Raw genomic sequence first — 24,918 nt, 5'->3', positions numbered from 1 at the left:
TATGCGATTTTGTAGAGCCATGGATAAAAAAATGGGAGTGAACGCGAATGTCCACTCCCGTAGAGACCAAATCAATGGCCAGCGTTTGCTTCTTGTTGTTTCAAGTGAAGCGCGAGCGTATTGAGCAGTTTCTCTGAATCTTTGTTCAAGTTCAATAGTTCCGGCTCGATCCCGACTTCGCGATACTTGAAGACGACTTTATCGATGGCACCGATGGCCGAGTCGTCCCAAAGATGGGTGTTCGAGAAGTCGATCGTGACGTGTTTGACACCGGCTTCGGCGTCTTCGGTCACATCGAACTGATTGACGAACTCAGATGTCGAAGCGAAGAAGAGCTGACCGTTCACGATGTAACGGGCACGATCGGCGTCTACACTGCGATCGAGTTCGACTTTCGAGATTTTTGCGGCGAAGAGGATCGCTGCCGTCAAAATCCCGGCGAATACACCGAGTGACAAATCGTGGGTGACGACCGTGACGAGCACCGTCACGAGCATGACGACCGTATCCGATTTTTGAGCGGTACGCATCGCCTTAAGCGAGCCCCAGTCAAACGTCGCATACGAGACGAAGAACATGACACCGACGAGAGCGCCGACCGGGATGAGCATCAATACATCGCTCATCGTCATGATCATGATGAATAACGCGAGTCCGGCGACGAACGTCGACAGACGGCCGCGAGCACCAGACGATACGTTGATGACCGATTGGCCGATCATCGCACAACCTGGCATCCCGCCGAAGAAACCAGCGATGATGTTGGCGATCCCTTGACCGCGCGACTCACGATTTTTGTTCGAGTCCGTACCTGTCATGTCATCGACGATTTGTGCCGTCAACAGCGATTCAATCAATCCGACGAATGCGAGGGAGATCGAGTAAGGAAGGATGATCATCAACGTGTCAAACGTCAACGGGACGTTCGGGAATAAAAATTCCGGTAGCGTTGCTGAAATCGTTCCCATATCACCGATGTTTTTCGTATCGAGACCGAGCGTGATAGCGAGCACCGTCATGACGACGATGGCGACGAGCGGGGCCGGGATCATTTTCGTGATACGCGGGAATAAGAAGATGATGGCGAGTGAACCGGCGACGAGCGCCCAGATGATCCAGCTCTCGCCTTCAAAGTTCGACAATTGCGCTTGGAAAATCAAAATCGCGAGCGCATTGACGAAGCCGACCATGACGGCGCGCGGGATGAATTTCATCAATCGGGCGATGCCGAAATAGCCGAGCGCGATTTGGAACACTCCGGCCAACATCCCGGCTGCAAGCAAGTACTCGAGTCCGTGGTCTGCGACGAGCGAGACGATGACGAGGGCCATCGCACCGGTCGCGGCCGAAATCATGGCCGGACGACCGCCCGCGATCGAGATGACCATGGCGATGATGAATGAGGCATACAGTCCGACCATCGGGTTGACTCCCGCGATGAGTGAGAACGCGATCGCCTCAGGGATGAGTGCGAGCGCGACGACGAAGCCAGCTAGGACGTCAGCCCGGACGTTGCCGAGCCAATCTTGTTTAATCGTATTCAATTTTTCCAAAAGAACACACCTCTCTATATATTTTTGACTTTGATCTCCGAGTCTCACGAAGATCAAACGCCGCATTATATGAAAGAAGTCGTTCGACCGACACATGGTTTCACAACGTGTTTCATCATACCGAACTTTTTCTGAAATGACAATTGCCTCGAATGAAAAACTATGGTAATTTCATAACGTAAAGGTTATATAACGGATTTGTTATACAGAGAAGGAGAATGACGATGCATACGGTAGATGATTTAAGTAAAGTGCTCAAAGTGCTCGCCGACCCGACCCGCTTGACGATGCTCAAGCAAATGCAGGCAGGAGAGCAGTGCGCCTGCAGTTTTGTCGACTGTTTCGACATCTCGCAGCCGGCCATCAGCCGTCATTTGAAGATGATGCGCCAAGCGGGGCTATTGTTAGAACGCCGCGACAAGCAGTGGATTCACTATCGGTTGAATGAGACGAGCCCGTTCTATGCGATCGTCGTCGAGTTGCTCGACAACATCGAGACGGTCGATGCGAGTTGTGACTGTGACGCTGAGTGTGCGATTTAAGGAGGAGTCAACGATGAGACTTGAAGTGTTCGAACCAGCCATGTGCTGCCCGACCGGACTGTGTGGTCCGTCAATCGATCCCGAACTGACGCGGATCGCCACCATCCATTACGTATTGAAACAACGCGGCTTTGATGTGGCCCGTTATAACCTCGCCTCCGAGCCGAATCGGTTCGTCGAGAACGCCCACGTCCAAGCTGAAATCGCGAACGGCCTCGAGACGCTTCCGCTCACGGTCGTCGACGGTGAAATCGTCAAACGAGGTGCCTATATGACGAACGAGGAGATCGCCCGATTGACAGAACTCCCGGTCGAGGCGTTCGCCACGCAAGACGGCGAGAAACCGAAAGTGCGCATCACGCTCAAAAAATAAGGAGGCGCGTCATGATGAATCGCTTTGACTTCACGATAATCGAGCCGACCCGTTACGTATTTTTGACCGGGAAAGGCGGTGTCGGCAAAACATCGACGGCGTCGAGCCTCGCCTTGACGCTCGCTGACCGAGGAAAACGTGTCTTGCTCGTCTCGACCGACCCGGCGAGCAACCTTCAAGACGTGTTTGAGATGGGGCTTGACGAGATACCGCGTCGCGTCCCGGAAACCGGTCTGTTCATCGCGAACTTCGACCCGGAAGAGGCAGCGCAACAATACATGGAACGTATGGTCGGCCCTTATCGCGGCGTGTTGCCGGACGTGGCCATCCAGTCGATGGAAGAGCAACTGTCCGGTGCCTGTACGGTCGAGATTGCGGCGTTCGACCAGTTCACCGAGCTGTTGACGTCCGAGTCGGCACGTGAGACGTACGATCACGTCATCTTCGACACGGCACCGACCGGTCACACGTTACGGTTATTGACGTTGCCAAGTGCGTGGGATGAATTTTTAGAGACGAACACGACCGGTGCGTCTTGCCTTGGTCCGCTCGCTGGTTTGGCTGACAAGCAACTGCAGTATAAACGGGCCGTCGAGACGCTCACCAACAGCCAGGAAACGACGCTGTTGCTCGTCGCCCGTCCCGAGACGTCGACGCTCGTCGAGGCGGCGCGAGCCGCGACCGAACTTCACGCGATCGGGATCGAACGGATGCAACTCGTCATCAACGGCATCGTCGCAGTCGAAGAAGGGACGGACCACTATACGAAACGGTTCATCGAGCGTCAACAACAAGCGCTCCGCGAACTTCCAGACGGCGTCGCGAACCTCGAGACGTTCACGCTCCCATATGCCTATGAGAACCTCGTCGGTGTCCCGGCGCTCCGGCGTTTTGTGAACGGAGAGACGGTCGCCGTCCCGGACACACGTTATGACACGAACCGTTACGGATCCATCGATCGTCTCGTCGACGAAATCGAGATGGACGGACCAAACGTCATCATGACGATGGGGAAAGGCGGGGTCGGCAAGACGACGCTCGCCTCGCTCGTCGCCGTCGCGCTCAGTGAGCGGGGGCACGCCGTCCATTTGACGACGACGGACCCGGCCGCGCATGTCGCCTTTACGATCGGGTTGGACGTCCCGGATACGTTCACCGTCGATGCGATCGACCCTAAAATTGAGATTGAGAAGTACCGGATGGATGTGTTCCGGGAAGCGGGGGAAATGAACGACGAGCAGCGCATGATGCTCGAAGAGGACTTGCGCTCGCCGTGCACCGAAGAGATTGCCGTCTTCCGCGCCTTCGCCGATCAAGTGGCGAAAGCGAAAGACCGCTTCGTCGTCATCGATACGGCGCCGACGGGTCACACGCTTCTCCTCTTGGATGCGACCGAGAGCTATCACCGCGAACTCGAACGGTCGACCGGGGTCGTCCCGGAAGCGGTCCGCGAGCTGTTACCAAAACTGCGCGACCCGAAACAGACACACGTCGTCATCACGACGCTTCCTGAAGCGACCCCAGTGTATGAAGCCGAGCGGCTCGTCGCTGACTTAAAACGGGCTGAGATTCAACCGTTCGCCTGGGTCGTCAACCAATCGTTCACACCGCTCGACGTGACGAGCAAGCTGCTGACGGCGAAAGTCGCAAGCGAGGCGCCTTGGCTCGAGCGTGTGAACGCCTATCCGCGCCCGACGTTACTCGCATGGCAAGAACAGCTGCCGGTCGGTTATCCGGCACTGTCACAACTACTCAAGGAGGAAGTTACATGAACGTTACGAATGAAGCGATCGATTTTATGAAAGATGCACTGATTGAAGAGGAAATAAGATCGGTTCGCATCTGTACGGAAGCCGGGTGCTGTGGCCCGACACTCGGTCTCGTCGTCGCGGCTCCGGAAACGACAGATGATGTGAAAGATTTTGACGGACTCACGTTCGCCGTCGCGAAAGATGCCGAAGCGATGGCGGAGAACGTTACGCTCGACGTCGAGTCGACAGAAGACGGCGTCAGCCTCGTGCTTCGCGGCTTACAACAGACGTGCTAAACAAATAGAGAATTATTGGAGGAACTCATTGTGCAGTGGATTGCTAGTTTGATTTTTTTGGTGACGCTCTTCCTCATCATCAAGCAACCGAAAGGCCTCGGCATCGGTTACTCGGCGATGGGGATGGCGGTCATCGCCTTACTCACCGGGGTCGTCAATTTGGACGACGTCGGTACCGTGTGGGGCATCATTTGGAACGCGACGTTCACATTTATCGCCATCATCATCATCTCGCTCATCTTGGACGAGATCGGATTTTTTGAATGGGCTGCCTTACATATGGCCCGCATCGCCAAAGGCGGCGGCGTGAAGCTGTTCGTCTATATCACGTTGCTCGGTGCGCTCGTCGCGGCGTTGTTCGCCAACGACGGAGCGGCTCTCATCTTGACACCAATCGTGCTCGCCATGGTGCGGGCGCTCAAGCTGCCGGACGCGGTCGTGTTGGCATACGTTATGGCGTCCGGGTTCATCGCCGATACAGCGAGTCTGCCGTTCGTCGTCTCGAACCTCGTCAACATCGTCTCGGCCGACTTCTTCGGCATCGGTTTCGCCGAATATGCGGCGCGGATGGTGTTCGTCAACGTATTCGCCGTAGCCGGAAGTTTGCTCGTCTTGTATTTGTATTTCAAAAAGGACATTCCGAAGCAATACGATTTATCGAAACTCGTCGATCCGGCCTCGGTCATCAAAGACCATAAAATGTTCCGTTTGTCGTGGGTCGTGCTCGCACTTCTCGTCATCGGATATTTCACGAGTGACATCATCGGCATCCCGGTCTCGCTCGTCGCAGGCGTCATCTCGTTGTTCTTCCTCATCATGGCGAACCGTTCACCGGCCGTGCCGACCCGGTCCGTCCTACGCGGGGCGCCATGGGCGATCGTCTTCTTCTCGCTCGGGATGTATATCGTCGTCTACGGTCTGCAAAACGCGGGACTGACGCAAGTGCTCGCCAACTTCATCGACTGGTTCGCCGTGAACGCCTTCAGCGCCACGTTCGGGATGGGCTTCTTGGCCGCCATCTTGTCATCGGTCATGAACAATATGCCGACCGTCATGATTGACGCGCTCGCCATCGATTTGACGAATACGACCGGTCAGATTCGGGAAGCGCTCATCTATGCGAACGTCATCGGTTCCGACCTTGGTCCGAAGATTACACCAATCGGGTCACTCGCGACGTTGCTTTGGCTCCATGTGCTCCGTACGAAAGGGCTTAAAATCGGTTGGGGTCAATACTTTAAAGTCGGAATCATCTTGACGATCCCGACGCTCGCCATCACGTTGCTCGGACTATATATCAGCCTACTACTTTAGTGAACTACTCACCACTTGCTTGCTTCGCAACCTGAAGTGGGAGCTTCTTGGGAAGACCGTGCTTCGACCAGCCACGGTTATTTGCCAAGCTCGTCGGGGAGTCCCTGCCCTGAGGTGTTCCGGTCGGCGAGACGCAGCAGGTTGAGGCTCGCGTTGACGTCGCGGTCGTGGTGTGCGCCGCATGCGCTGCATGTCCACTCGCGGATATGCAGGTCCTTCTTGCCGCCGTTCTCGCCGCAGCTCGAACAGACCTGGGTCGAGGCGAACCACGGGTCGGCCTTGATCAGTGTCCGTCCATAGAACCTGCATTTATATTCGAGTTGCCGGACGAACTCGCCCCACCCGGCGTCCCCGATCGACTTTGCCAGGCGGCGGTCCTGCATCATCTCCCTCGTTCGGAGCGTCTCGACCACGACGACTTGGTTCTCGTCGACGATGCGTCGCGACAGCTTGTGGAGGAAGTCGTGCCGGCGGTTCCTGACCTGCTCGTGCTTCTTCGCGAGGATGAGCCTGGCCTTTTCGCGGTTCCTGCTGCCCGGTTTCTTGCGGGCGAGGGCGCGCTGCGCTCGTTTCAGCCGCGCCTCGGCCTTTCTCAGGTTGCGCGGGTTCGCAATCTTCTCCGTGACGAGATCGTCGTTCGTCATGACGGCGAAGTGTTCCAAACCGAGGTCGATTCCGATCGTGTGCTCGGCCGGGACCCATGGCTCGTCAGCCTGCTCGATGAGGAGCGACACGAAGAACTTGCCCGTCTTCGTCATCGATACGGTCGCCGAGCGGATTTCCCCGTCGAAGCCGCGATGCTGTGTGAACCGGATGAACCCGACCTTCGGGAGCCGCACGCGGTCCTCCTCGATGCGGATCGTGCCGTGTTGGTTGTTCGTCGTGTAGGAGGCGCGCGCCTTCCGTCTCGACTTGAACACCGGGAAGCCGGCCGTCCCGGCGAAGAACTTCGCGAACGCCGTGTCGAGGTGCAGCTTCGCGTTCGCGAGCGCGAGGCTGTCCGCCTCGCACAGGAACGGGAACAAGGGCTTGTAGGAGGCCGGCGTCGGCGGCCTCCGCTTCGGCCCGCCGCTCGCCTTCGCCTCCTCGTGGATGGCGATGCGGTCCTCGAGCAGCTTGTTGTAGATGAAGCGGGCGCAGCCGATCGTCCGGATCAGGAACTCGGCCTGTGCCGCCGTCGGGTGGAGCCGGTATTTATAGCCCTTCAGCATGTCCGTCCCTCCTTTGCCCGGTGCCAGGATGAAGCTCGTCCCATTCCGATACCCGCGGAGGGGGCAAGGAAATCTGACGGAATCACGAACTTTTGTTCGTCGTTTCGTCACAGCGGTGGCCGAAGGTGTAAGGGACGGGCGATTCATCTCCCACCTACGCTGGGCTTCGCCCCAGACGCTTAGAGGAGGGAGAATTCTCGCCTAAATCAGTTAAGGAGTGTTTTTTATGAAATTGGTCATCATCGGTTCAGTCGCCGCCGGTACGTCGGTCGCGGCAAAAGCACGTCGTAACAATGAAGACGCACAGATAACGATTTACGATCGCGATTACGATATCTCGTACTCAGGTTGCGGCATCCCGTATTACGTCGGCGGCGAAGTCGAGTCACGCGACGATTTGACGCCTCGTGACGCGGCGTTCTTCAAAAAACGTTATCAACTTGACGTCATGACACGACATAACGTGACGGCAATCGATGCCGACGCACAGACGATCACGGTCGAGAACCTCGAGACAGGAGAATCGTTCACGGACAGCTATGACCGCCTTGTCCTCGCGACAGGCGCCTCGAGCATCATCCCGCCGATCCCGGGTGTCGACTCGGACAACGTGTTCCCGATCCGTAACATCCAGAACGCGGAAGCGACACGCAACTTCGTCGACGCAACGAATCCGAAGCACGCGACGATCATCGGCGCCGGCTTCATCGGCCTCGAGATGGCCGAGCAGCTCAAATTGCGCGGCATCGATGTGACGATCATCGAGCGTTTCCCACAAGTGATGCCGCCGCTCGACAAAGACATGGCGTGCCGGGTCGAAGATCACCTCGAGAAGAACGGCATCGAGCTCATGCTCGGTGAGACGGTGACGGAACTCATCGGTGACGGTCACGTCGAACGCGTCGTCACAGAGAGCGGCAAGACGATCGACACCGACCTCGTCATCTTGTCGGTCGGCGTCCGTCCGAACACAGAACTCGCCAAGGCGATCGGGGTGACGATCGGGGAGACGGGTGCGATCGCCATCAACGAGCGCATGGAGACGAACGTGAAGAACGTCTATGCGGCCGGCGACGTCGCCGAAAGCTTCTCGCTCGTCACGGGTAAACCGATTTGGCGTCCGCTCGGTTCGACGGCGAACAAGATGGGGCGCGCTCTCGGTGACCTCATCACGGGCGGCGACCTCGAACACCGAGGCATCCTCGGGACGGGCATCTTCAAAGTGTTCGGCCAAGCGGTCGCGCAGACCGGTCTATCGGAACGTGAGGCACGCGAACTCGGATACGACATCGAAGTGCTCCATAACACGAAACCGGATAAGCCGGCCTATATGGGCGGGAAAGACATGACGATCAAAGCGATCGGTGACCGGGCGACACGCCAATTGCTCGGCGTTCAAATCGTCGGGTTCGAAGGTGTCGACAAACGCATCGACGTGTTCGTCACGGCGATTACGTTCAAGGCGAAAGTCGATGATTTGTTCCATCTCGATCTCGCGTACGCGCCACCGTTCTCGACGACGAAAGACCCGGTCATGTACACGGGCATGGTGCTCGCGAACAGTATGGACAAAGCGGCCCGCCTCATCACGCCGGCCGAACTGCAAAAGCGGATTGATGCGGGTGAGGACATGCAAATCATCGATACACGCAAAGCCTCGCAGTTCGAGAAGGCGTGCGTTGACTGTGCCGTCAACATCCCGCTCGGTGATTTACGTGCGGCATCGAACGACCTCGATAAGACCAAACCGACCGTCGTCTATTGCAACGGCGGTGTGACGGGGAACGCGGCCCAAAACGTGCTCCGTAACCTCGGGTTCACTGATGTCTATAACTTGTCGGGCGGCAACAAGAACTATCAACTCTTTAAAAAGTACGGGAATTAACACAGACGGCGTCCGAATCACTCGGGCGTCGTTTTTTGTGTGCTGAGAAGTGCGGGGAACAGGATATTATCGGGTGTTGCATGAGAAGGACGAAACGTTCAAGCTGAGCTATCGTTGGTACTTAGAGGCGTTAGAAGAATGGAAGAAACTATAATGAACCCCTGATGCCACGCATCAGGGGTTAGTTCGCTTTCTTTTCATTCCACTTGCCGAGTCGGTTGCGTCCGCTCCGTTTGGCGACATATAAGCCGACGTCGGCTTTTTTGATCAGTTGGCTCGACGTGGCGATTTTGGACTCTGACGTGCTGGCGATGCCGATGGAGACGGTGACGTCAATGAACGATCCGTCTGGCAATAAGAACGGCGTTTCGGCGATTTGCCGCAAATAGCGTTTGCCGATGACGAACCCTTGCGACAACGTGCAGTCGGCCAATAAAACCGAGAATTCTTCGCCGCCGTTGCGGCAGACCATGTCATCGGTCCGGGCGGTTTTCGTCAACCGGTTGCCTAATTCGATCAAGATGGCATCACCGGCATCATGGCCGTACGTATCGTTAATCGATTTGAAATGATCGATGTCGAGGAAGAGCAAGGCGACGTCTTGCGTTCCATTGATCACTTCTTCGTCGACGCGCTTCATTTCTTCCTCGAAGCGGCGGCGATTGCCAAGTCCGGTCAATGCGTCGGTGAAGGCCGCTTCTTTATATTTCGAGATGAGCCGTTCCGAGCGTTGGATTTTATGGATGCCCCCGTAGACGATATGGAGCAGGAATCCGGCCGAGTACCCGATGGTGATGAAGGCGAGGAGCGTCATCACATACGTTTCGATTTGATTATAATTGCTGACGTTTAACAATGAGAACAACGAGATGAATCCGAGGCTGATCGCATTGACGATTCGGATGTCCCGCGCCGGCTTGATTCGTTCGCGGAACCATAGGAAAGCGACAGCGACCGATGCGGCGAGCGTGTAGTCGAGAAACGCAATCAACAAAAGCGTCTCGGTCAAGATGAACGGCAGAACGAGAATGCTCGCGACATATGTGATGCGTACACCCGGCAGGCCGAAGTAGAGCGCCGACATGATGATGGGGACAAACCCGTATTGAAAGTCGGCTTGCGCGTTCCACAACACGCCGTGGAGGGTGATCACAATCGACAGCCCGGCAAGTAAGAAGGAGATGGTGACTTGACGCCGGAGCGGGAGCTTCGTCGTCACGCCCAGCTTCGTGAGGCGCGAGATGATATAGAGGCCGACCAGCAACAGACTGGCGTTGGCGATCAAGTTGTTAATGAGGTTCGTAAGTGACATATATTTAAAATTCCTCCCCTAACTTCTATATACAGTCCAATCGGCCAATAATGCAATCGTTTTTCAAATGGAAAATAGAGGGGGTTTCCCAACCGATGGCGCAAAGTGGAAGGCGTTAGGTGTTTGTCTAGAAAAACATTGAATTCCGAAAAGGAAACGTTTACAATTTTTGTGTAAGCGTTTTCCTAAATTAATGCTACAAGGAGGGACCCACATGGTCAACAAGCGATGGAAACAGGCATGGGCAGTTGTGCTAACGTTTGCACTAGTGTTCTCAATGTTTCCGATGTCATCGTCCGCTCTCGATAAAGGCAAATCGACGCTCGTCGTCGTTCACTATCAGGAGGCCCCGGACAATCAAACGGATTGGAACTTATGGCTTTGGGCGAATAACCCAGATTATTTCCCGAATAAAGCCTTCGCCTTCAACGGCGAGGACGACTTCGGAAAGGTGGCGGCCTACGAATTCCCGGTCGATTCACCAGAAAAGCTCGGTCTCATCGTCCGTACGGACAACTGGGAGAAAGATAAAGGGTCTGAGAACGACCGCTTCATCACGAGCGATATGATCAAAGACGGCGTTGCCGAAGTGTGGATCAAGTCAGGCGACTCGAAGATCTATACGTCGAACCCGGATGGGGAGACGGCAGCAACGGACGTGGATATGAAAGTTCATTACTTCCGTTACGACAATACATATACCGACTGGGGTCTTTGGACATGGCCAGACGGTGGCGACGGGCAAAGCATCAACTTCGATGAGACGGACGCATACGGTGGCGTGGCGAACGTGAAGTTCGCGAACCCGGACGCGAAGAAACTCATCGGGCTCGTCACGAAAAAAGGGGAATGGGCCGAAAAAGATGGGGAAGATCGGTTCGCGCTCAGTACAGCGAAAGAGATTTGGCTCGTCGAAGGCGATTCGACGATCTACTACTCAGAACCAGAGATTGATCGCTCACCGAAAATCGTCTCATTCGAAGCGGACACGTTCCGTCAAGCGGAGCTCACGCTCAACCGCGTCATCGATGAGAAGTTCTTGAGCGAATTGACGGTCGAAGGTGCGACGGTCGAGTCGGTTGAGAAATCAGGCGACAAATCGGTCACGGTCCGTTTCAGTGCCGATATCGACTTGGCGGCGGTCATCACGGCGAAACATCCGACGTTCGGAGAGAAAGTGCTCCAAGCGGGCGACGTCCTCCGTTCACCGGAGTTCGATGCGAAGTACGCCTATGACGGCAAGCTCGGCGTGACGTACAAGCACTCAAAATCACAGTTCGTCCTGTGGGCCCCGACGGCTCAAGACGTCAAGCTCGAACTATGGAACATGCCGAAAACGCGTCCTGCTTCAGATAAAGACTTGAAGAAGACGATTTCGATGAAGCGTGGCGAGCGCGGCACGTGGGTCGCTGAAGTACGCGGCGACTTGGATGGCATTGGCTACACGTACAACGTCAAGCACGCGTCAGGCAGCGTCCGCGCGGTCGACCCGTACGCGACGGCGGTCGGTGTGAACGGGGACCAAGGGGTCGTCGTCGACTTGAACGAGACGAAGCCGAAACGTTGGAACTCGATGAAACCGAAATTGGCGAAACGGACAGATGCCATCATCTATGAGACGCACGTCCGCGACTTGTCGATCTTTGACGTCACGTCAGACAAGTATGACTCAGGCATCACCAACAAAGGCAAATATCTCGGCGTCGTCGAGCCGGGGACACGTCTCCTCGTCAACGGCAAGAAGACAGCGACGAAGACAGGCCTCGACCATATGAAAGACCTCGGCGTCACGCACGTCCAGTTCATTCCGGTATACGACTACAACACGGCCTCGGTCGATGAGACGAAACCGGATGCATCGTATAACTGGGGCTATGACCCGAAAAACTATAACGCGCCGGAAGGCTCATACTCGACGAACCCGTATGACGCCAAAGTCCGGATTCGCGAGATGAAACAAATGATCCAAGGGCTCCATGACAACAACTTGCGCGCCGTCATGGACGTCGTCTATAACCACATGTTCGATGCGCAGGCGTCGAACTTGCACAAGATCGTCCCAGGATACTACTATCGTTACACTGAAGGCGGCGACTTCGCGAACGGAACGGGCGTCGGCAACGACACCGCGTCGGAACGCAAGATGATGCAGAAGCTCATCGTCGACTCGGTCGTCTATTGGGCAAAAGAATACCATTGGGACGGGTTCCGTTTCGACCTCATGGGCATCCATGACGTCAAGACGATGAACCAAGTCCGTTCGGCGTTGAACAAAGTGGATCCATCCATCCTCGTCTTCGGCGAAGGATGGGACCTCAGCACGCCACTCGACCCGGCGAAGAAAGCGAACCAAAAGAACGCGTATAAGATGCCAGGCGTCGCACACTTCAACGACAACATCCGCGACGGCTTGAAAGGCAGTGTCTTCGTCGACACGGACAACGGCTTCATCAATGGTAAAGCCGGCCTTGAGAACCGCATCAAGACGGGAATCGTCGGCGAAATCGACTATAGCGCCGATATCAAAGGCTTCACGAAAGAACCGACGCAAGCGATCACATACGTCGAAGCGCACGACAACCATACGCTCTGGGACAAGCTCGAACTCACGAACCCAGAAACGTCGGAAGCGGACCGCACGAAGATGCATCGTCTCGCGTCGAGCATTCTCTTGACGAGCCAAGGAACGACGTTCATCCATGCCGGTCAAGAGTTCATGCGCACGAAAGAAGGCGACCACAACTCGTACAAATCACCGGATCGCATCAACCAAATGGACTGGAAACGGGCCGCTGACCGCAAGGCGGACGTCCAGTACATGAAAGGCTTGATCGAGATGCGTAAAGACAACCCAGGTCTTCGCATGACGAAAGCGGTGGACGTGAAGAAAAACTTGAAATTCTACAAAGCCGAAGCGAACGTCATCAGCTACTCGATCGATGACAAAGCGCCAGGCCAGAAGAAAGACTTGTTCATCACGCACAACGCCAACGCCAAGACGGTCAAAGTGAAATTGCCGAGCGGGCAATGGAACCTCATCGTCGATGGCAAACAAGCGGGCACGAAGACGATTAAACGCGTCTCGGGCTCAATCGATGTACCGGCTTACGGCTCGGTCGTCGTGAAACAACGCTAAAACGGGAGACCACGGCTCAATCGAGTGCGTGGTCTTTTTTAGCGCTTAAAATAATGACATTAATTTGAAAATATGTACAAAAGAGAGATTGTTCCCCTTATTTTCAAAAACAGAAGCGTATCCGTCTGGCCTCATCTTATATAATCAAGATAATACGATATTCGTGTGACGTTCGTCACACCGGGGAGTGGTGGAAATGGGCTTCTTCCGACAATGGAAGCATGCATTGGAATCAAACGTTGAACAATTGGAACGTGGGGAACGGATCAATATCGACCCGTTGCTGCTCGATCAGTATCCGGACGCCGTCTACGTCCTAGACTGTGACTTGAGACTCGTCGACTCAAATGAAAAACTGTCGCTTCTGTTCAACGGGGAAGAAGAGCGGTTCGTCCATCCGGCTTCTTGGCTGCCGAAGGCCGAAAGTGAACGGGTCCAAGCATTCCATCAGCGGTCGCTCCAAGGTGAGACGGTGCATTACGAATTGCAAGCGCGTAATGCGGACGGACGCTCGATTCATCTGTCGATCACGAACACGCCACTCTATACCGGACGGGTCATCACGGGCCTTTACGGGGTCGTCAAAGATTTGACGACGCAGACGGAGTTGCGGGAACGCTACAATCGGATGAAAGTGAGCCGGGTGCTGTTCGAGCGAATCCCTGGGCTCATTTTGATCGAGCTCGACCTCGACACCGGGACGTTCTATCATTCCCCGCAGACTGGGAACCTGCTCGGTTTGACGAAGCGACAGCTCGCCGACATGAAGCGGGAGGACTTCCGAAACCTGATTCATGAGGACGACCGGGGCGCGTTCGCGGCGGCGATCGAGACGTTGCTTCACGATCACTCGCAATTCGAGTATGAGACACAACTGCGCGCCTTCAACCCGAAGATGAAACAGTATTTGGAGTTGATTGTGAAGGTCGGTGTCTCGAAAGACCGAAAAGCCGTCACCTGGGCGATGTTCGACGTGACGAACTTGGTCACAGCCGAAGAAGAACTGACGAAGGAACGATCGAAAGTGAGGCAGTTGTGTGAAATCGTCGACTCGGTCATTTTTGAGCGCTATTTCGAATCGAAGCAATTCAAGTTTTTGACGCCGGGCTTCTCGCTCATCTTTGGTTATACGGAAGATCAATTCAATGCCCATCCGGACTATTGGCAAAAAGTCGTCGTCCCGGACGACGTCCCGAAAATCAAGCAGGCGCGGGAAGTGACGCTGAGCGGCAAACCGTCGACGTTCTCGTACCGTATTTTCGCCAAAGGGAACGTCAAATGGATTGAAGAGAATCGGGAACCCATTTTTTCTGAAGGCGGCCATGTCGTCGGATTCCGGACGCTCGTCAAAGACATCACGCAGTTGAAAGAGCAGCAAGAAGAGATTTGGCGTCTCGCCTCGCTCGACCCGATCACGAACATGCCGAATCGCGAATCGATCACCGAATCGGTGTATCATTTGACTCGGAAGCGCAATCCGTTCACGTTGTTCTCGCTGTCGTTCAACCGGATCGCGGAGATCAACCATACGTTCGGTTACGAACTTGGCGACGAGTGGCGTGTCGCGACGGTGAACCAATTGATTCGTCTCTTGCCGAAAGACGCGCTCCTTGGACATCTCGATGCGGATAACGTGCTCATCGTGTTGCCACGGCGCTTGGAAGACCCGGAAGTGCTCGCGCTCGGCAAGAAGCTCGGCACACTCTCGACCCACCGTTTCCGCGTCGATGTGTACGACTTGTTCGCTCGTATCTCGATCGGGGTGAGCCGATATCCGGAGGATGGCACACAGGCGAGCGAATTGATTAAGCACGCCTGTATCGCCATGAACCGGGCCGATAAGAAAATCGGGGCCCAACTGGAACTGTACTCGTCACAAATGGACATCGAATCGTTGAAGCGGTATGAACTGTTGCGGGATATGCGCGGTGCCCTTCAAAACAAAGAATTTTATTTGATGTATCAGCCGAAAGTGAACGCATGGACGGGGCAGATCGTCGGGGCCGAGGCGCTCATGCGGTGGACGCATCCGACGTGGGGCTCGATCTCGCCGGCCGAGTTCATCCCGCTCGCCGAGGAGAGCAGCCTGCACCTCGAACTGACGAACTGGTTGATTGAAGAAGTGTGCCGGTATTTGATGACGCTTCCGAAGAAAGTGCCGATCTCGATCAACGTATCGGCCAAATACTTGTACCAAGAACATTTCGAACATGTGCTCGAAGACACGCTCTCCCGTTATCACATCCCGGCAAGCTATCTCGAGGTCGAGATCTCGGAGACGTCGCTATTAGAAGACGCCCAACAGATCACACAAGCGTTCGAACGATTGAACGACCTCGGCATCCCGATCGCCTTCGACGATTTCGGGAAAGGGTACTCGTCGCTTGCCTATTTGCAGGCGTATAGCGCTCAGACGATTAAAATCGACCGGGTGTTCGCCCATAACGTCAACCAAAGCCGAAAGGCCCAAGGCATCATTCGGAGCCTGCTCCTCATCGCCGAGGAGTTTGGGATGAACGTCGTCGTCGAAGGCGTCGAGATGATGGACGACTTGCTCCGCCTCCGCGAGTTCGGCTGCCACGTCATCCAAGGATTCATTTTCAGCCGTCCGCTCAAAGAGCCGGAGTTCGAACAGGCGCTCGAGGCGGGCACGCTGACCCCGATCGAGGAATATGTCGAGACAATTCCGTCCTCGAGCCGCTTGATTCACGCCGGTATCACGATCACACGCCTGCGCGACCAAGACGTCGCGGTCGGCACATCACCGATCGTCATCATGCGGCGCGGCTTCAAGACGATTGCCTTTTACGCGTCAATCCGCCTGCCGGTCGACAGTGACCTGAGCCTCGTCATCTTGTTAGATGACGGGATGGCACCGCTACCGATTCAAGTGACGCGGCTGACCGAGCTCGCCAACGGGCTTTACCAATATGAGGCGTCGTATGAACAGACGGTCGAACTCGAGAAGCGATTGACCGCTTTAGAGAGCGAAAAACCGCGAGGGTTCACGATTCAAAAAGCGAAAGACTTGATCGATCAGACAGACTGAAGGCGAGCCGACACCGGCTCGCTTTCTCTGTACGCTAAAACTAGAAACCCGTAGCGATTTTCTCTAAGATGAGAGGGACAGACTACATAGAGGAGATCGACAACATGGACATGCAGGCAATCCGACACTTTTTCTCACAACTAGAAGGCGATTATACAGATCGGCTCGAGGCGATCGCCGTCGAGCTGGAGCAGACCGGGACGTACACGCTCACGACAGACGAGTTGATGGAAGGTGCGAAACTCGCCTGGCGCAACTCGAACCGATGCATCGGCCGGCTGTTTTGGCAGACGCTCACTGTCCGGGACGCCCGGGGCGTGACGACGTTCGACGAGGTGTTTGAGGCGCTCGTCGGCCATCTGCGCTACGCGACGAACGACGGGAAAATCCGTTCGACGATGACCGTGCTCCCGAACGAGTTCCGTTTGCTGAACGCGCAACTCATCCGCTATGCGGCATATGAGACGGAAGATGGGATCGTTGGTGACCCGCTCTCGCTGTCCATCACGAGGCAAGCCGAACGGCTCGGCTGGGTCGGGGCCGGGACCGCGTTTGACGTCCTGCCGCTTCTCATCACCGACGGACGTGAGGTCCAGCTCTATGAACTGCCGGACGATGCGGTGCTCGAAGTCGAGATTCGACACGAGGCGTACGACTTATTCGACGGACGAACGGTCAAATGGCACGCCGTCCCGGCCATCGCCGATATGGAGCTCGAAATCGGCGGCTTGCGCTTCACGTCGGTCCCGTTCAACGGCTGGTATATGGAAACCGAGATTGGGGCGCGCAACTTGGCCGATACGGACCGCTATAATTTATTGCCCCTCGTCGGCACGTCGCTCGGGCTCGATACATCGAAAGAGCGGACGCTTTGGCGCGACCGGGCCCTCGTCGAGTTGAACGTCGCCGTCCTACAGTCGTTCGAGCGGGCCGGGGTGACGATCGTCGATCACCATACGGCGGCGAAGCAGTTCAAACGGTTCGAGAAGAACGAACAGGACGCAGGTCGTGAGGTGACCGGGCAATGGGGATGGCTCATCCCGCCCATGTCACCGGCCGCGACGCACGTGTTCCATCGCCACTACAATGACGAAATTGTGACGCCGAACTTGTTCGCCCGCTCGGGTTGTCCGTTTTCTGCGTTTCAAGCGAAGTCAAAAGAGGAATCAAAAGGCTAGACCCGAAACGAGAGGATGATGAACGTGGCAGTCCCAATTTGGAAACGCGCCGTTGCCAGTCAAATCGATCAATTCATTTTTCAAACGCCGGCGAAACTCGTCGAGAAGATGATTCGGAAGAAGCTGTTTCCCGGAAAAGATGTGAAACGGTATTACTTGCCGACGCTCGTGACGATCGCCGGAGAAGTGTATTTCTTGCTCAACAAAAATGGGCAGACGATCGGCGACCAAGTCGTCGGCATCAAAGTCGTGAGCCGAGACGGACGCCCGCTCTCGCTCGAGCAAGTCGTGAAGCGAACGCTTTATAAAGACGTTGTCTATCCGGCGACGCTTGGGCTGCCGCTCTTGAAGGCGCTCCAACAGATCAAGGCAGGAAAAGAGACGGAGTTGCCGCATGACGAGTTTGCCCATACGAAGTTGATTTCGACACGATGAGTCGAAGCCGAAGACAGTGCGACGATGAGTCTCGCTGTCTTTTTTCGGCCAAATCAGTCAAAAAGGAACGAATCCGAAAAATGAGGTATAATGAATTAGGAAAAAATTGAACGACCAATGGAGGATTTTTGTTATGACCAAAATCGCATGGATTACCGACAGCATGGCCAATTTCTCGAAGGAAGAGGCGGCCCGGCTCGGTGTCGATATCGTTCCGATTCAATTGATCGTCGACGGTAGCGGCTATAGCGAAGTCGATTTGTCACTCGAGGACTTGCACCGCTATATGATCGACCAAAAGAAAGAGGCGAAGACGTCGCAACCGATTTTTGGCGACTTCATCGCGCGCTATGAGCGCTTGAAAGAGGAGGGGTACGACTGTGCCATCGCCGTCCACTGTTCGAACGGGTTGAGCTCGACGGTGAAAAACTCGAGCGCAGCGGCCGAAGCAGCCGGCTTCAAAGTATACACGGTCGACTCGCACGCGGCGCTCGAAGCGCAGCAAGAGCTCGTCCGACTCGGGCTCGCCGCCGAGGCCGAAGGCAAATCAGCCGAAGAGATCGTTGCCTTGCTCGAAGCGTGGCGCGACAAGAAGAACTTCTTCATGATTATCGGGAACATGGAAACGATGCGCCGCGGCGGTCGCGTCTCGTCTGGTGAGATGTTCCTTGCTAACATCTTGAACATCAAACCGATCATCACGCTCGATGAGACCGGAAAAGTCATCCCGTTCAAAAAAGCACGGTCGCTCAAAAAAGCGTACGCCGAGATGGTAACCGAGCTTGAACGCCGCCACGCCGCGAACGGGATTCACCACAACCGTGTCTTCGTCCAGACGGCACTCGCTCCGGAAATGCAAGACAATCTCGTCGCGCTCATCCAGGCGAAATTGCCAGACATTGAAGTCGTCAAGACGCGCTTCTGCCCATCGATTGCGGTCCACGCCGGCTTTGAGACGGTCGGGGTGCTTTGGCTCGACGCGTAATCAAAAAAGGAGGGAGTTCGATGGAAGCTGTCACCACACTTTCGGCGTTACACGACCGGATCGCGAATACAGACCAATTGCTCGTCTACGTCTCGCATCCGACCTGTAGCGTCTGCCACTCGCTCAAACCGCAAGTCGAGGAGATGTTGACGGAGTTCCCCGATATCGAGGCGGTCGCCATCGATTCGGATCAGGTGCCGGAGATCGCCGGTGCCTACTCGATTTTCACCGTCCCGGTCGTCCTGTTTTTCCTCGACGGCAGAGAGACGCTCCGCCGGGCCCGGTTCGTCCCCATCGGCGAGCTGACCCATCAACTCGAGCGTCTCCAAGAGATGCGCGGTTGAATCCACAGACACTCGTCTGTGGATTTTTTTGGTTGTTTGCGTCGAGGACAGGGAATCAGGAGAGTAGCTGCGTCACTTGTTCGAATGAAGAAATGAGGAAACGCTGATGGAAATCATACGCCACTCCGAATGGGCGGACACGAAGCTCACGCTCCATCTCGTGTCGCAAATTCTAGGCAAAATCAAACTCGGTCTCGCCCCGCAAGAGCCGCAATGGGCCCACGTCACGTTACCGCTCACCGTGAATGGATTTTCGACGGGACCGCTCTGGAGCGGGGGGACGTTGTTCGAGATCGACGTCGACGTCGCGGCCTCGGTCATCACGGTGCAGGTCGAAACCGCTACGACCGTGATTCCGCTGACGGACGGGAAGCCAATCAAGTCCTATTATGAGGCGATGGTCGACGCACTCCATGCATCCGGCATCACCGTCACCATTAACCCGAAATCGCAAGAGATGCACGACATCAGGTGGCTCGACCGCGATGAGACCCCGCTCGCCTATGACACATCGACGGCCCTGAAAGGGGTGCGCCTGTTCCAGTACGCGGCGCGGGAACAAGCGGCGTTTCTCGCCCCGCTCCGATGCCGGAAAGTGAAGCCGGCCTTGTTTTGGGGCACGTTCGACGTGTCATCGCTCATCGTCTACGGAAAATTCGAGCCGTTCCCCGAGGACAAGGTAATCGAGAAGGCGGCGTTCGACGAGCACATGATCGAGTTCGGCTTTTGGCTCGGCGACGAGTCCGTCGACGTGCCGACGTTCTTCATCTTGCCGTATCCGTTTCAATACACCGACCTCGGCTCGGAGCGGCTTCAACCTGTGGACGCCTACTACGACGCCAAGATGAGCGAATGTTTTTTGTCGATTGAGCACGTGAGTCGGGCAGATGACATCCAAGCCTTCTTCCGGACGTCGTTCGACCTGTTGAGTGATCAACTCGGGTGGGAAGGGCGCGCACATTATTTCTTGCCGCTCGACATGCCGGCGCAACCAAAACAAGAGCCCACAGACGAAAGTCTGTGAGCTCTTGTTTAGTTTAACGTACGGTAGCGCGTCGTTCGACCGTTTCCGACACGGGTCACTTTTCGTTCAGCTATCAACTGTTCGATCAGTTTTCGGACAGTCCCTTTGCTTTTATTCAAATAGGCTTCGAGTTCTCTTGTCGTAAATTCGGACTGTTGACTAAGCCATTGTTCAAGTTCGTTTTCGTCAGAGTCTGGTGTCGTTAGCTGTTGTTTAGGCAACGTCACGACAAAGGCGTTCGGACTCGTAGTCCAGAATGGTCGTTCGAGACTTTCTTTGTAGCTTTCTTTGATTCGTTGTAACCCGGTACCATAACTTTCAATCCATTTCAGACGATACAATACATTGGCTAGTTTTGGATTACGGCTCTGAGAAATACCTAAATTGATATCCTCGATCGTTAAGCCCTTCACGAGTCCGCCCACCGAGACGATTTCGATTCGGTTTTGGAATAAATGAATCAAGATGCTACCGCTAAAACTATAATCGCGATGTGTAACGGCATTTACAAGAGCTTCTCGCAAAGCAGGACTAGGATAACTTTCGGTCTCGAGCCGTTTTAGACCGACGAAGCGTGCTGACGTGGCATTGTTCAGACTAAGGTATTCATAGACGGATTCGACTTGTGCGAGAATGGAGCCACTAAATTCTTTACGATCTTGAAATTCAAGCTTGTCGTTCCCTAAATAGCGGGCGCATTTGATTGAGTGTTCGCATTGGTCAGAAAGAAGGAGCCCTAAATTTGTGTAATAGCCATCATCTGTCATCAGGCCAAGTGTACGTTGTTGCTCGACACCAAATTTGATGTTCGTTTGAGCAAAAAAGTTAGAAGCTTCCTCGAAAGTCAGTTCCTGTTTCAAACTACGCATCGTTTCAAAGTTCGTCCCATCTGATTCGATAATCATTTGGCGGATGTTTTCTTCAGAGGCATTTGTGACAGACGTACCGTACCGAATGAAAACACCCGACGATTTCATGCCTTTTCTCTTCAAATGATAAGGGCGTCTCGTTCCGCGGGCCACAGCTATCTTTATGACCTCTTTTTTGTCGAGCTCAACCACTTCTAAATATAAATGGACTAGAATAGCTGGTTGGATGTTGTCATGTAGCTTGTTTGATACTGCTTCGAGTTGTTGATGTGCGTTAGGGACACCGAGGACGGTACCATCATCTTCTATACCGATATAAAGAACACCACCTTGCGTGTTGGCGAACGCAATCACTTCGTGAACGACAGCGTCTGTAAGTTCTCGCTTGAACTCAACCGTAGGCGACTCTTTCATATGATTCACCTCTAATCTATTATTTGTATAGATTAATTATAATCGATTATAATCGATTAATCAAAAAAGATCGATTTGGACGGGAGTCCGAATCGATCACCATGTTCAACCTTCAGTTGTCTGCGGCACGAGGTAAATCAAGCCGAACGGGTTATGGAGCAAGTTGTCGATTGACGTCCGCTCGTCTTCACCCATCTCGACCGTGAACGTCTTGCCGTCTTCGAACGTGAAGCTGTCCCCGTCCCCGAACATCGATCCACCCGAGATGAGGTGGAAGTTGAACGAATGGACGACGTGAATCGCGTCTTCAATTTCGAGCGTGGCCGGTACGGCGACGTCGGCGTGACCGAACGCTTTCATGCCCCACGAGACGTAGGCGTCTTCTTCTTCCGTGATGGCTGTGAGAAGCGAGTAGTCGAGGGCGAGGTCTTCTTCTTTCGACTCTTGCCATTCGTCTTTCGAGTAGGCGACACCAGCCGTCTCGACCATGACGCCGAGTCCGCCGGCGTTCAAGATCGCATTGGCCGCACGGCGGGCCGCCGCGATGTCCGTCACGTCATTGACGTCGACGATCAAATAGACGATGTGCGTGTGGCGGGTAAGCCCTTTCGCGATTTTCGGCGTGAAACCGCCCGAGCTGGCATGAATCATCGCTTCGGCGAGAGCCGGGTCGCGCTCGACGACTTCGACCGTGAACGCTTTTCCGGTCTCATCTTCTAACAGCAGTAGGCCAGCCATCGTGTAGCCTTCGCTATGTAAACTGATTTGTTCGCTGACTGCCTCGGCCGATGACCAGTTTCCTGGGATGGCGAGCAATACTTGTGTACGGTTCATAAGAATCATCCTCTTCTTCAAATAGTCAGGCCCCTCACAGGGAGAGGCCTGGTCTCTTCTCTTATTATGCCCTATTTGGCGAAAAATTATTCTTGATACGTCTTCAATACTTCTTGGAGCGGAATCTGATCGATCTTGCGACGGCTGATGAACGTGCTTGCGAAGAAGAGGAGCGTCACCGCACCGAGTGTGTAAAGCAGATAAATCCACTCGAACTCGAGCGGCAAGACGAGTCCATAATCTTCCGCGAACACGACGATGATGACCCGCAAGATGACGAGGGCGATCGGGATGCTGAGCAGGGCCGAGATGAGCGCGTAGATGAAGTAGCTATTGAGAATCATCGAGCGGACCTCGCGCCGGTCGTAGCCCATCACTTTCAAGAGCGAGATGACGTAATAATTTTTCTCGACCGTGAGTGCGGTCAAGACGAACAGGATGCTGAAGGCGATCAAGGCCGATCCGCCAATCATGACGTTCATCATCAAGTTCATGTACTCATTGATCGATTGGGACTGCTCAATCAGACCGCTTCGTGAGATGACCGTCGGATAGTCCGTCTCGTCCGGCCGTTCGGTCGCATAAATCCCGTTGAACAAATCACGTGTCGTCCCGCCCGATAATTGTTCGCTGAGCGTTACCCGAGGCAGGTAGACGACATCGCCCGCATATTCGTCGGCGATACCTCCGATCGGGTACGACAACGTCTCGTTGTCGAGTTCGATGTCAAGCGTGTCCCCGGTCTCGAGGCCGAGCTTCAAGGCGAGTGAGGCGTTGACGATGATCTCATCCGCTTTCGGTACCAGTTCGTTCCCGTCTTCGTCTTCGAGAGGATAGAGTGTGTTCGTCGCATCGAGCCCTTTCAACGTGACAAGGTTGTCTTGAGCGAAGGCAAACGGGTAGGTGAGGAACGGCTCTTGTCCATCTTCGAGCACGGGTTGCGTCGTCGTGTACGCCTCATATTCATAGTCGGCCTCGTTCAACTCGCCGACCGTCATCCGGTCGACGGCCCCGTTCATCATGAGGGCGAAGACGATGAGGAGCGTCGAGAACAGGATACCGAAAAAGAAGATGATGAAACTGCCCGTGCTTTTGACGGCGTATAAATATTTGAATTTCGTCTTGCCGCGGGCGTTCCGGAGCAGACGGCTGACGATGCGGCTCAGTCGATTGAGTGAGGCGTTGTCTCGAGGCGACAGCAAAGCGAGAGCGCTCTCGCCCATGATTTTATAGATGACGGCCCCCGCCACGAGCGCGAAGAACAGGAGCGGGGCGAAGACGGCCGTGAGAAACACGAGCGGACTTTGGGCGATGGTGATGGACGGCAACAGATAAAAGTCGAGATATAGATTTTTGAGCGGCTCGGCGAAGTAGAGCCCGAGGAAATAGCCGATGACGAGCATGAGCGTCGCGAACAATAAGATAAAGACTAGGTACGGGACCGCGATTTGGCGGCGGTTGTAACCAATCGCTTTCAAGAGTCCGATTTGTCCGCGCTCGGCCTCGAGCATGTTCGAAATCAGGATGGCGACGATGATGACGGCAATCGAGACGATGAACAGGCTCAAGCCGAGCGCCATCGCTTTACCAGATGAGATCTCGCTATAGATGGCGCCGCTGCGCATGATGTTTTCCGTTTCCATGACCGAGATGACGAACGGGAGCTCGACGTCGGTCACGACCGTCCCGTCAGTGACACCGGCAAGGCGGAACGATTCGGTTCCAATCACCTCGTCGTAGGCCGCGTCCGTCATCAAAAGGAGTGTCTGCGTGCCGGGATCCAAATTGAAGAAGTTCTCATCAAACAGCGGGAGCGTGTAGTCAGGGAACAAGACGAATCCGCTCACCGTGAAAGGGGTACCGAGGTCGAGCGAATCACCGATTTCAATCCCGTTCTTCTCGGCGTATTTCGCATTGATGGCGACCTCATCGTTTTGCTCAGGCCGCTTGCCAGCCTCGAGATAAGACACGTTGATCGTGTCCGCTTCTTTCAAGACGAGTCCGCGGTGTTCGCTCGAGCCGAACGGGTAGGTCAAAAGCTTCGAGGCGCGGAGCTCAAGCGTCGCGCCGTCCATCTCGCCCTCGACGGCGTCGATGCGTGCCGCGATCAAGTCATCGAACGCCGCCTCGTCGACACGTTGCAAGTCCGAGAGCGTGTAGCGGCCGGAGGCGATGAAGTCCGCCAACTCAGGCAAGGCCGCCTCTTCTTCCGTGACCCGGTTCAGCATCTCGACGGCAAAATCCTCTTGATTCGATGAGGCGAGATACTCCTCGGTCGGCACTTCGATGCCGCTGATGCCATAAAACATCATCGTATACGTGAGCGAGCTCATGACGATGATGACGGCGATGGCAAGGAGCTGCATCCATTTGCCGGCGAGCGTCTTCCATACGTTTTTATACAGCATCTGTC

Annotated in this window: 19 protein-coding genes; 13 read left to right on the top strand and 6 right to left on the bottom strand. The window is 55.0% G+C overall.

What is annotated here, in order from left to right; genetic code table 11:
• Nucleotides 1–71: 71 nt before the first annotated feature.
• A complete protein-coding gene (locus KNP86_RS09600; RefSeq protein ID WP_214754044.1) occupies nt 72–1,553 on the bottom strand; it encodes a SulP family inorganic anion transporter in 1,482 nt (493 codons plus the stop codon).
• 224 nt (nt 1,554–1,777) lie between these two features.
• Between KNP86_RS09600 and KNP86_RS09595 the strand changes: the two genes are divergently transcribed.
• From KNP86_RS09595 to KNP86_RS09575, 5 genes are read left to right on the top strand one after another with little or no spacing between them, the layout of a single operon-like run.
• Nucleotides 1,778–2,095 (top strand): ArsR/SmtB family transcription factor, encoded by a 318-nt coding sequence (locus KNP86_RS09595; protein ID WP_052090154.1) that lies wholly within the window; start codon nt 1,778–1,780, stop codon nt 2,093–2,095.
• Nucleotides 2,096–2,108: 13 nt separating this feature from the next.
• A complete protein-coding gene (gene arsD / locus KNP86_RS09590) occupies nt 2,109–2,468 on the top strand; it encodes an arsenite efflux transporter metallochaperone ArsD (protein ID WP_214754042.1) in 360 nt (119 codons plus the stop codon).
• A gap of 11 nt (nt 2,469–2,479) precedes the next feature.
• Nucleotides 2,480–4,240, top strand: a complete 1,761-nt coding sequence (arsA, locus tag KNP86_RS09585) for an arsenical pump-driving ATPase (protein ID WP_214754040.1) — start codon at nt 2,480–2,482, stop codon at nt 4,238–4,240.
• On the top strand, nt 4,237–4,515 hold the full coding sequence (locus KNP86_RS09580; RefSeq protein WP_214754038.1) for a Fe-S cluster assembly protein HesB: 279 nt from the start codon (nt 4,237–4,239) through the stop codon (nt 4,513–4,515). Before arsA ends, KNP86_RS09580 begins: the two co-directional genes overlap by 4 nt.
• A gap of 30 nt (nt 4,516–4,545) precedes the next feature.
• Nucleotides 4,546–5,829 carry an arsenic transporter gene (locus KNP86_RS09575; RefSeq protein WP_214754036.1) on the top strand — a complete coding sequence of 428 codons (1,284 nt, stop codon included), beginning with the start codon at nt 4,546–4,548 and terminating at the stop codon, nt 5,827–5,829.
• Nucleotides 5,830–5,906: 77 nt separating this feature from the next.
• On the opposite strand, the gene KNP86_RS09570 is transcribed toward KNP86_RS09575, so the two are convergent.
• On the bottom strand, nt 5,907–7,040 hold the full coding sequence (locus KNP86_RS09570) for an RNA-guided endonuclease TnpB family protein (RefSeq protein ID WP_214754034.1): 1,134 nt from the start codon (nt 7,038–7,040) through the stop codon (nt 5,907–5,909).
• Nucleotides 7,041–7,266: 226 nt separating this feature from the next.
• Here KNP86_RS09570 and KNP86_RS09565 point away from each other — a divergent pair, with 226 nt between their 5' ends.
• Nucleotides 7,267–8,925 carry an FAD-dependent oxidoreductase gene (locus tag KNP86_RS09565; protein WP_214754032.1) on the top strand — a complete coding sequence of 553 codons (1,659 nt, stop codon included), beginning with the start codon at nt 7,267–7,269 and terminating at the stop codon, nt 8,923–8,925.
• Nucleotides 8,926–9,106: 181 nt separating this feature from the next.
• Here the strand turns inward: KNP86_RS09565 and KNP86_RS09560 are convergent, their stop codons facing one another.
• On the bottom strand, nt 9,107–10,237 hold the full coding sequence (locus KNP86_RS09560) for a GGDEF domain-containing protein (protein ID WP_214754030.1): 1,131 nt from the start codon (nt 10,235–10,237) through the stop codon (nt 9,107–9,109).
• Between the two features lie 214 nt (nt 10,238–10,451).
• Between KNP86_RS09560 and pulA the strand changes: the two genes are divergently transcribed.
• From pulA to KNP86_RS09525, 7 genes are all read left to right on the top strand, one after another.
• Nucleotides 10,452–13,373, top strand: coding sequence for a type I pullulanase (gene pulA / locus KNP86_RS09555; protein WP_251130484.1), 2,922 nt, complete (start codon nt 10,452–10,454; stop codon nt 13,371–13,373).
• A gap of 196 nt (nt 13,374–13,569) precedes the next feature.
• Nucleotides 13,570–16,422, top strand: a complete 2,853-nt coding sequence (locus KNP86_RS09550; RefSeq protein ID WP_214754028.1) for an EAL domain-containing protein — start codon at nt 13,570–13,572, stop codon at nt 16,420–16,422.
• A 104-nt stretch (nt 16,423–16,526) separates the two neighbouring features.
• Nucleotides 16,527–17,600 carry a nitric oxide synthase oxygenase gene (locus KNP86_RS09545; RefSeq protein WP_214754026.1) on the top strand — a complete coding sequence of 358 codons (1,074 nt, stop codon included), beginning with the start codon at nt 16,527–16,529 and terminating at the stop codon, nt 17,598–17,600.
• Between the two features lie 18 nt (nt 17,601–17,618).
• Nucleotides 17,619–18,035 carry an RDD family protein gene (locus KNP86_RS09540; RefSeq protein ID WP_251130483.1) on the top strand — a complete coding sequence of 139 codons (417 nt, stop codon included), beginning with the start codon at nt 17,619–17,621 and terminating at the stop codon, nt 18,033–18,035.
• Nucleotides 18,036–18,168: 133 nt separating this feature from the next.
• Nucleotides 18,169–19,020: a DegV family protein gene (locus tag KNP86_RS09535; protein WP_214754022.1), complete on the top strand. Its 852-nt coding sequence runs from the start codon at nt 18,169–18,171 to the stop codon at nt 19,018–19,020.
• A 20-nt stretch (nt 19,021–19,040) separates the two neighbouring features.
• Nucleotides 19,041–19,364: a thioredoxin family protein gene (locus KNP86_RS09530; protein WP_214710921.1), complete on the top strand. Its 324-nt coding sequence runs from the start codon at nt 19,041–19,043 to the stop codon at nt 19,362–19,364.
• A gap of 106 nt (nt 19,365–19,470) precedes the next feature.
• A complete protein-coding gene (locus KNP86_RS09525) occupies nt 19,471–20,388 on the top strand; it encodes a DUF5996 family protein (protein ID WP_214754020.1) in 918 nt (305 codons plus the stop codon).
• Between the two features lie 8 nt (nt 20,389–20,396).
• Here KNP86_RS09525 and KNP86_RS09520 read toward each other — a convergent pair whose 3' ends face one another.
• The 3 genes from KNP86_RS09520 to KNP86_RS09510 all read right to left on the bottom strand — a co-directional run bounded on the left by KNP86_RS09520 (nt 20,397) and on the right by KNP86_RS09510 (nt 24,913).
• Entirely contained in the window at nt 20,397–21,671 is a 1,275-nt protein-coding gene (locus KNP86_RS09520; RefSeq protein WP_214754018.1) for an RNA-binding domain-containing protein, read from the bottom strand.
• 105 nt (nt 21,672–21,776) lie between these two features.
• Nucleotides 21,777–22,505, bottom strand: coding sequence for a DUF4261 domain-containing protein (locus KNP86_RS09515; protein ID WP_034778786.1), 729 nt, complete (start codon nt 22,503–22,505; stop codon nt 21,777–21,779).
• An 86-nt stretch (nt 22,506–22,591) separates the two neighbouring features.
• Nucleotides 22,592–24,913 (bottom strand): ABC transporter permease, encoded by a 2,322-nt coding sequence (locus tag KNP86_RS09510; protein WP_214754016.1) that lies wholly within the window; start codon nt 24,911–24,913, stop codon nt 22,592–22,594.
• Between the last annotated feature and the right edge of the window lie 5 nt (nt 24,914–24,918).

It is taken from the genome of Exiguobacterium sp. s16 (genome assembly GCF_018618115.1).
GTDB classification, from domain to species: domain Bacteria; phylum Bacillota; class Bacilli; order Exiguobacteriales; family Exiguobacteriaceae; genus Exiguobacterium; species Exiguobacterium mexicanum_A.
This window is presented reverse-complemented; position numbering and strand designations above follow the sequence as displayed.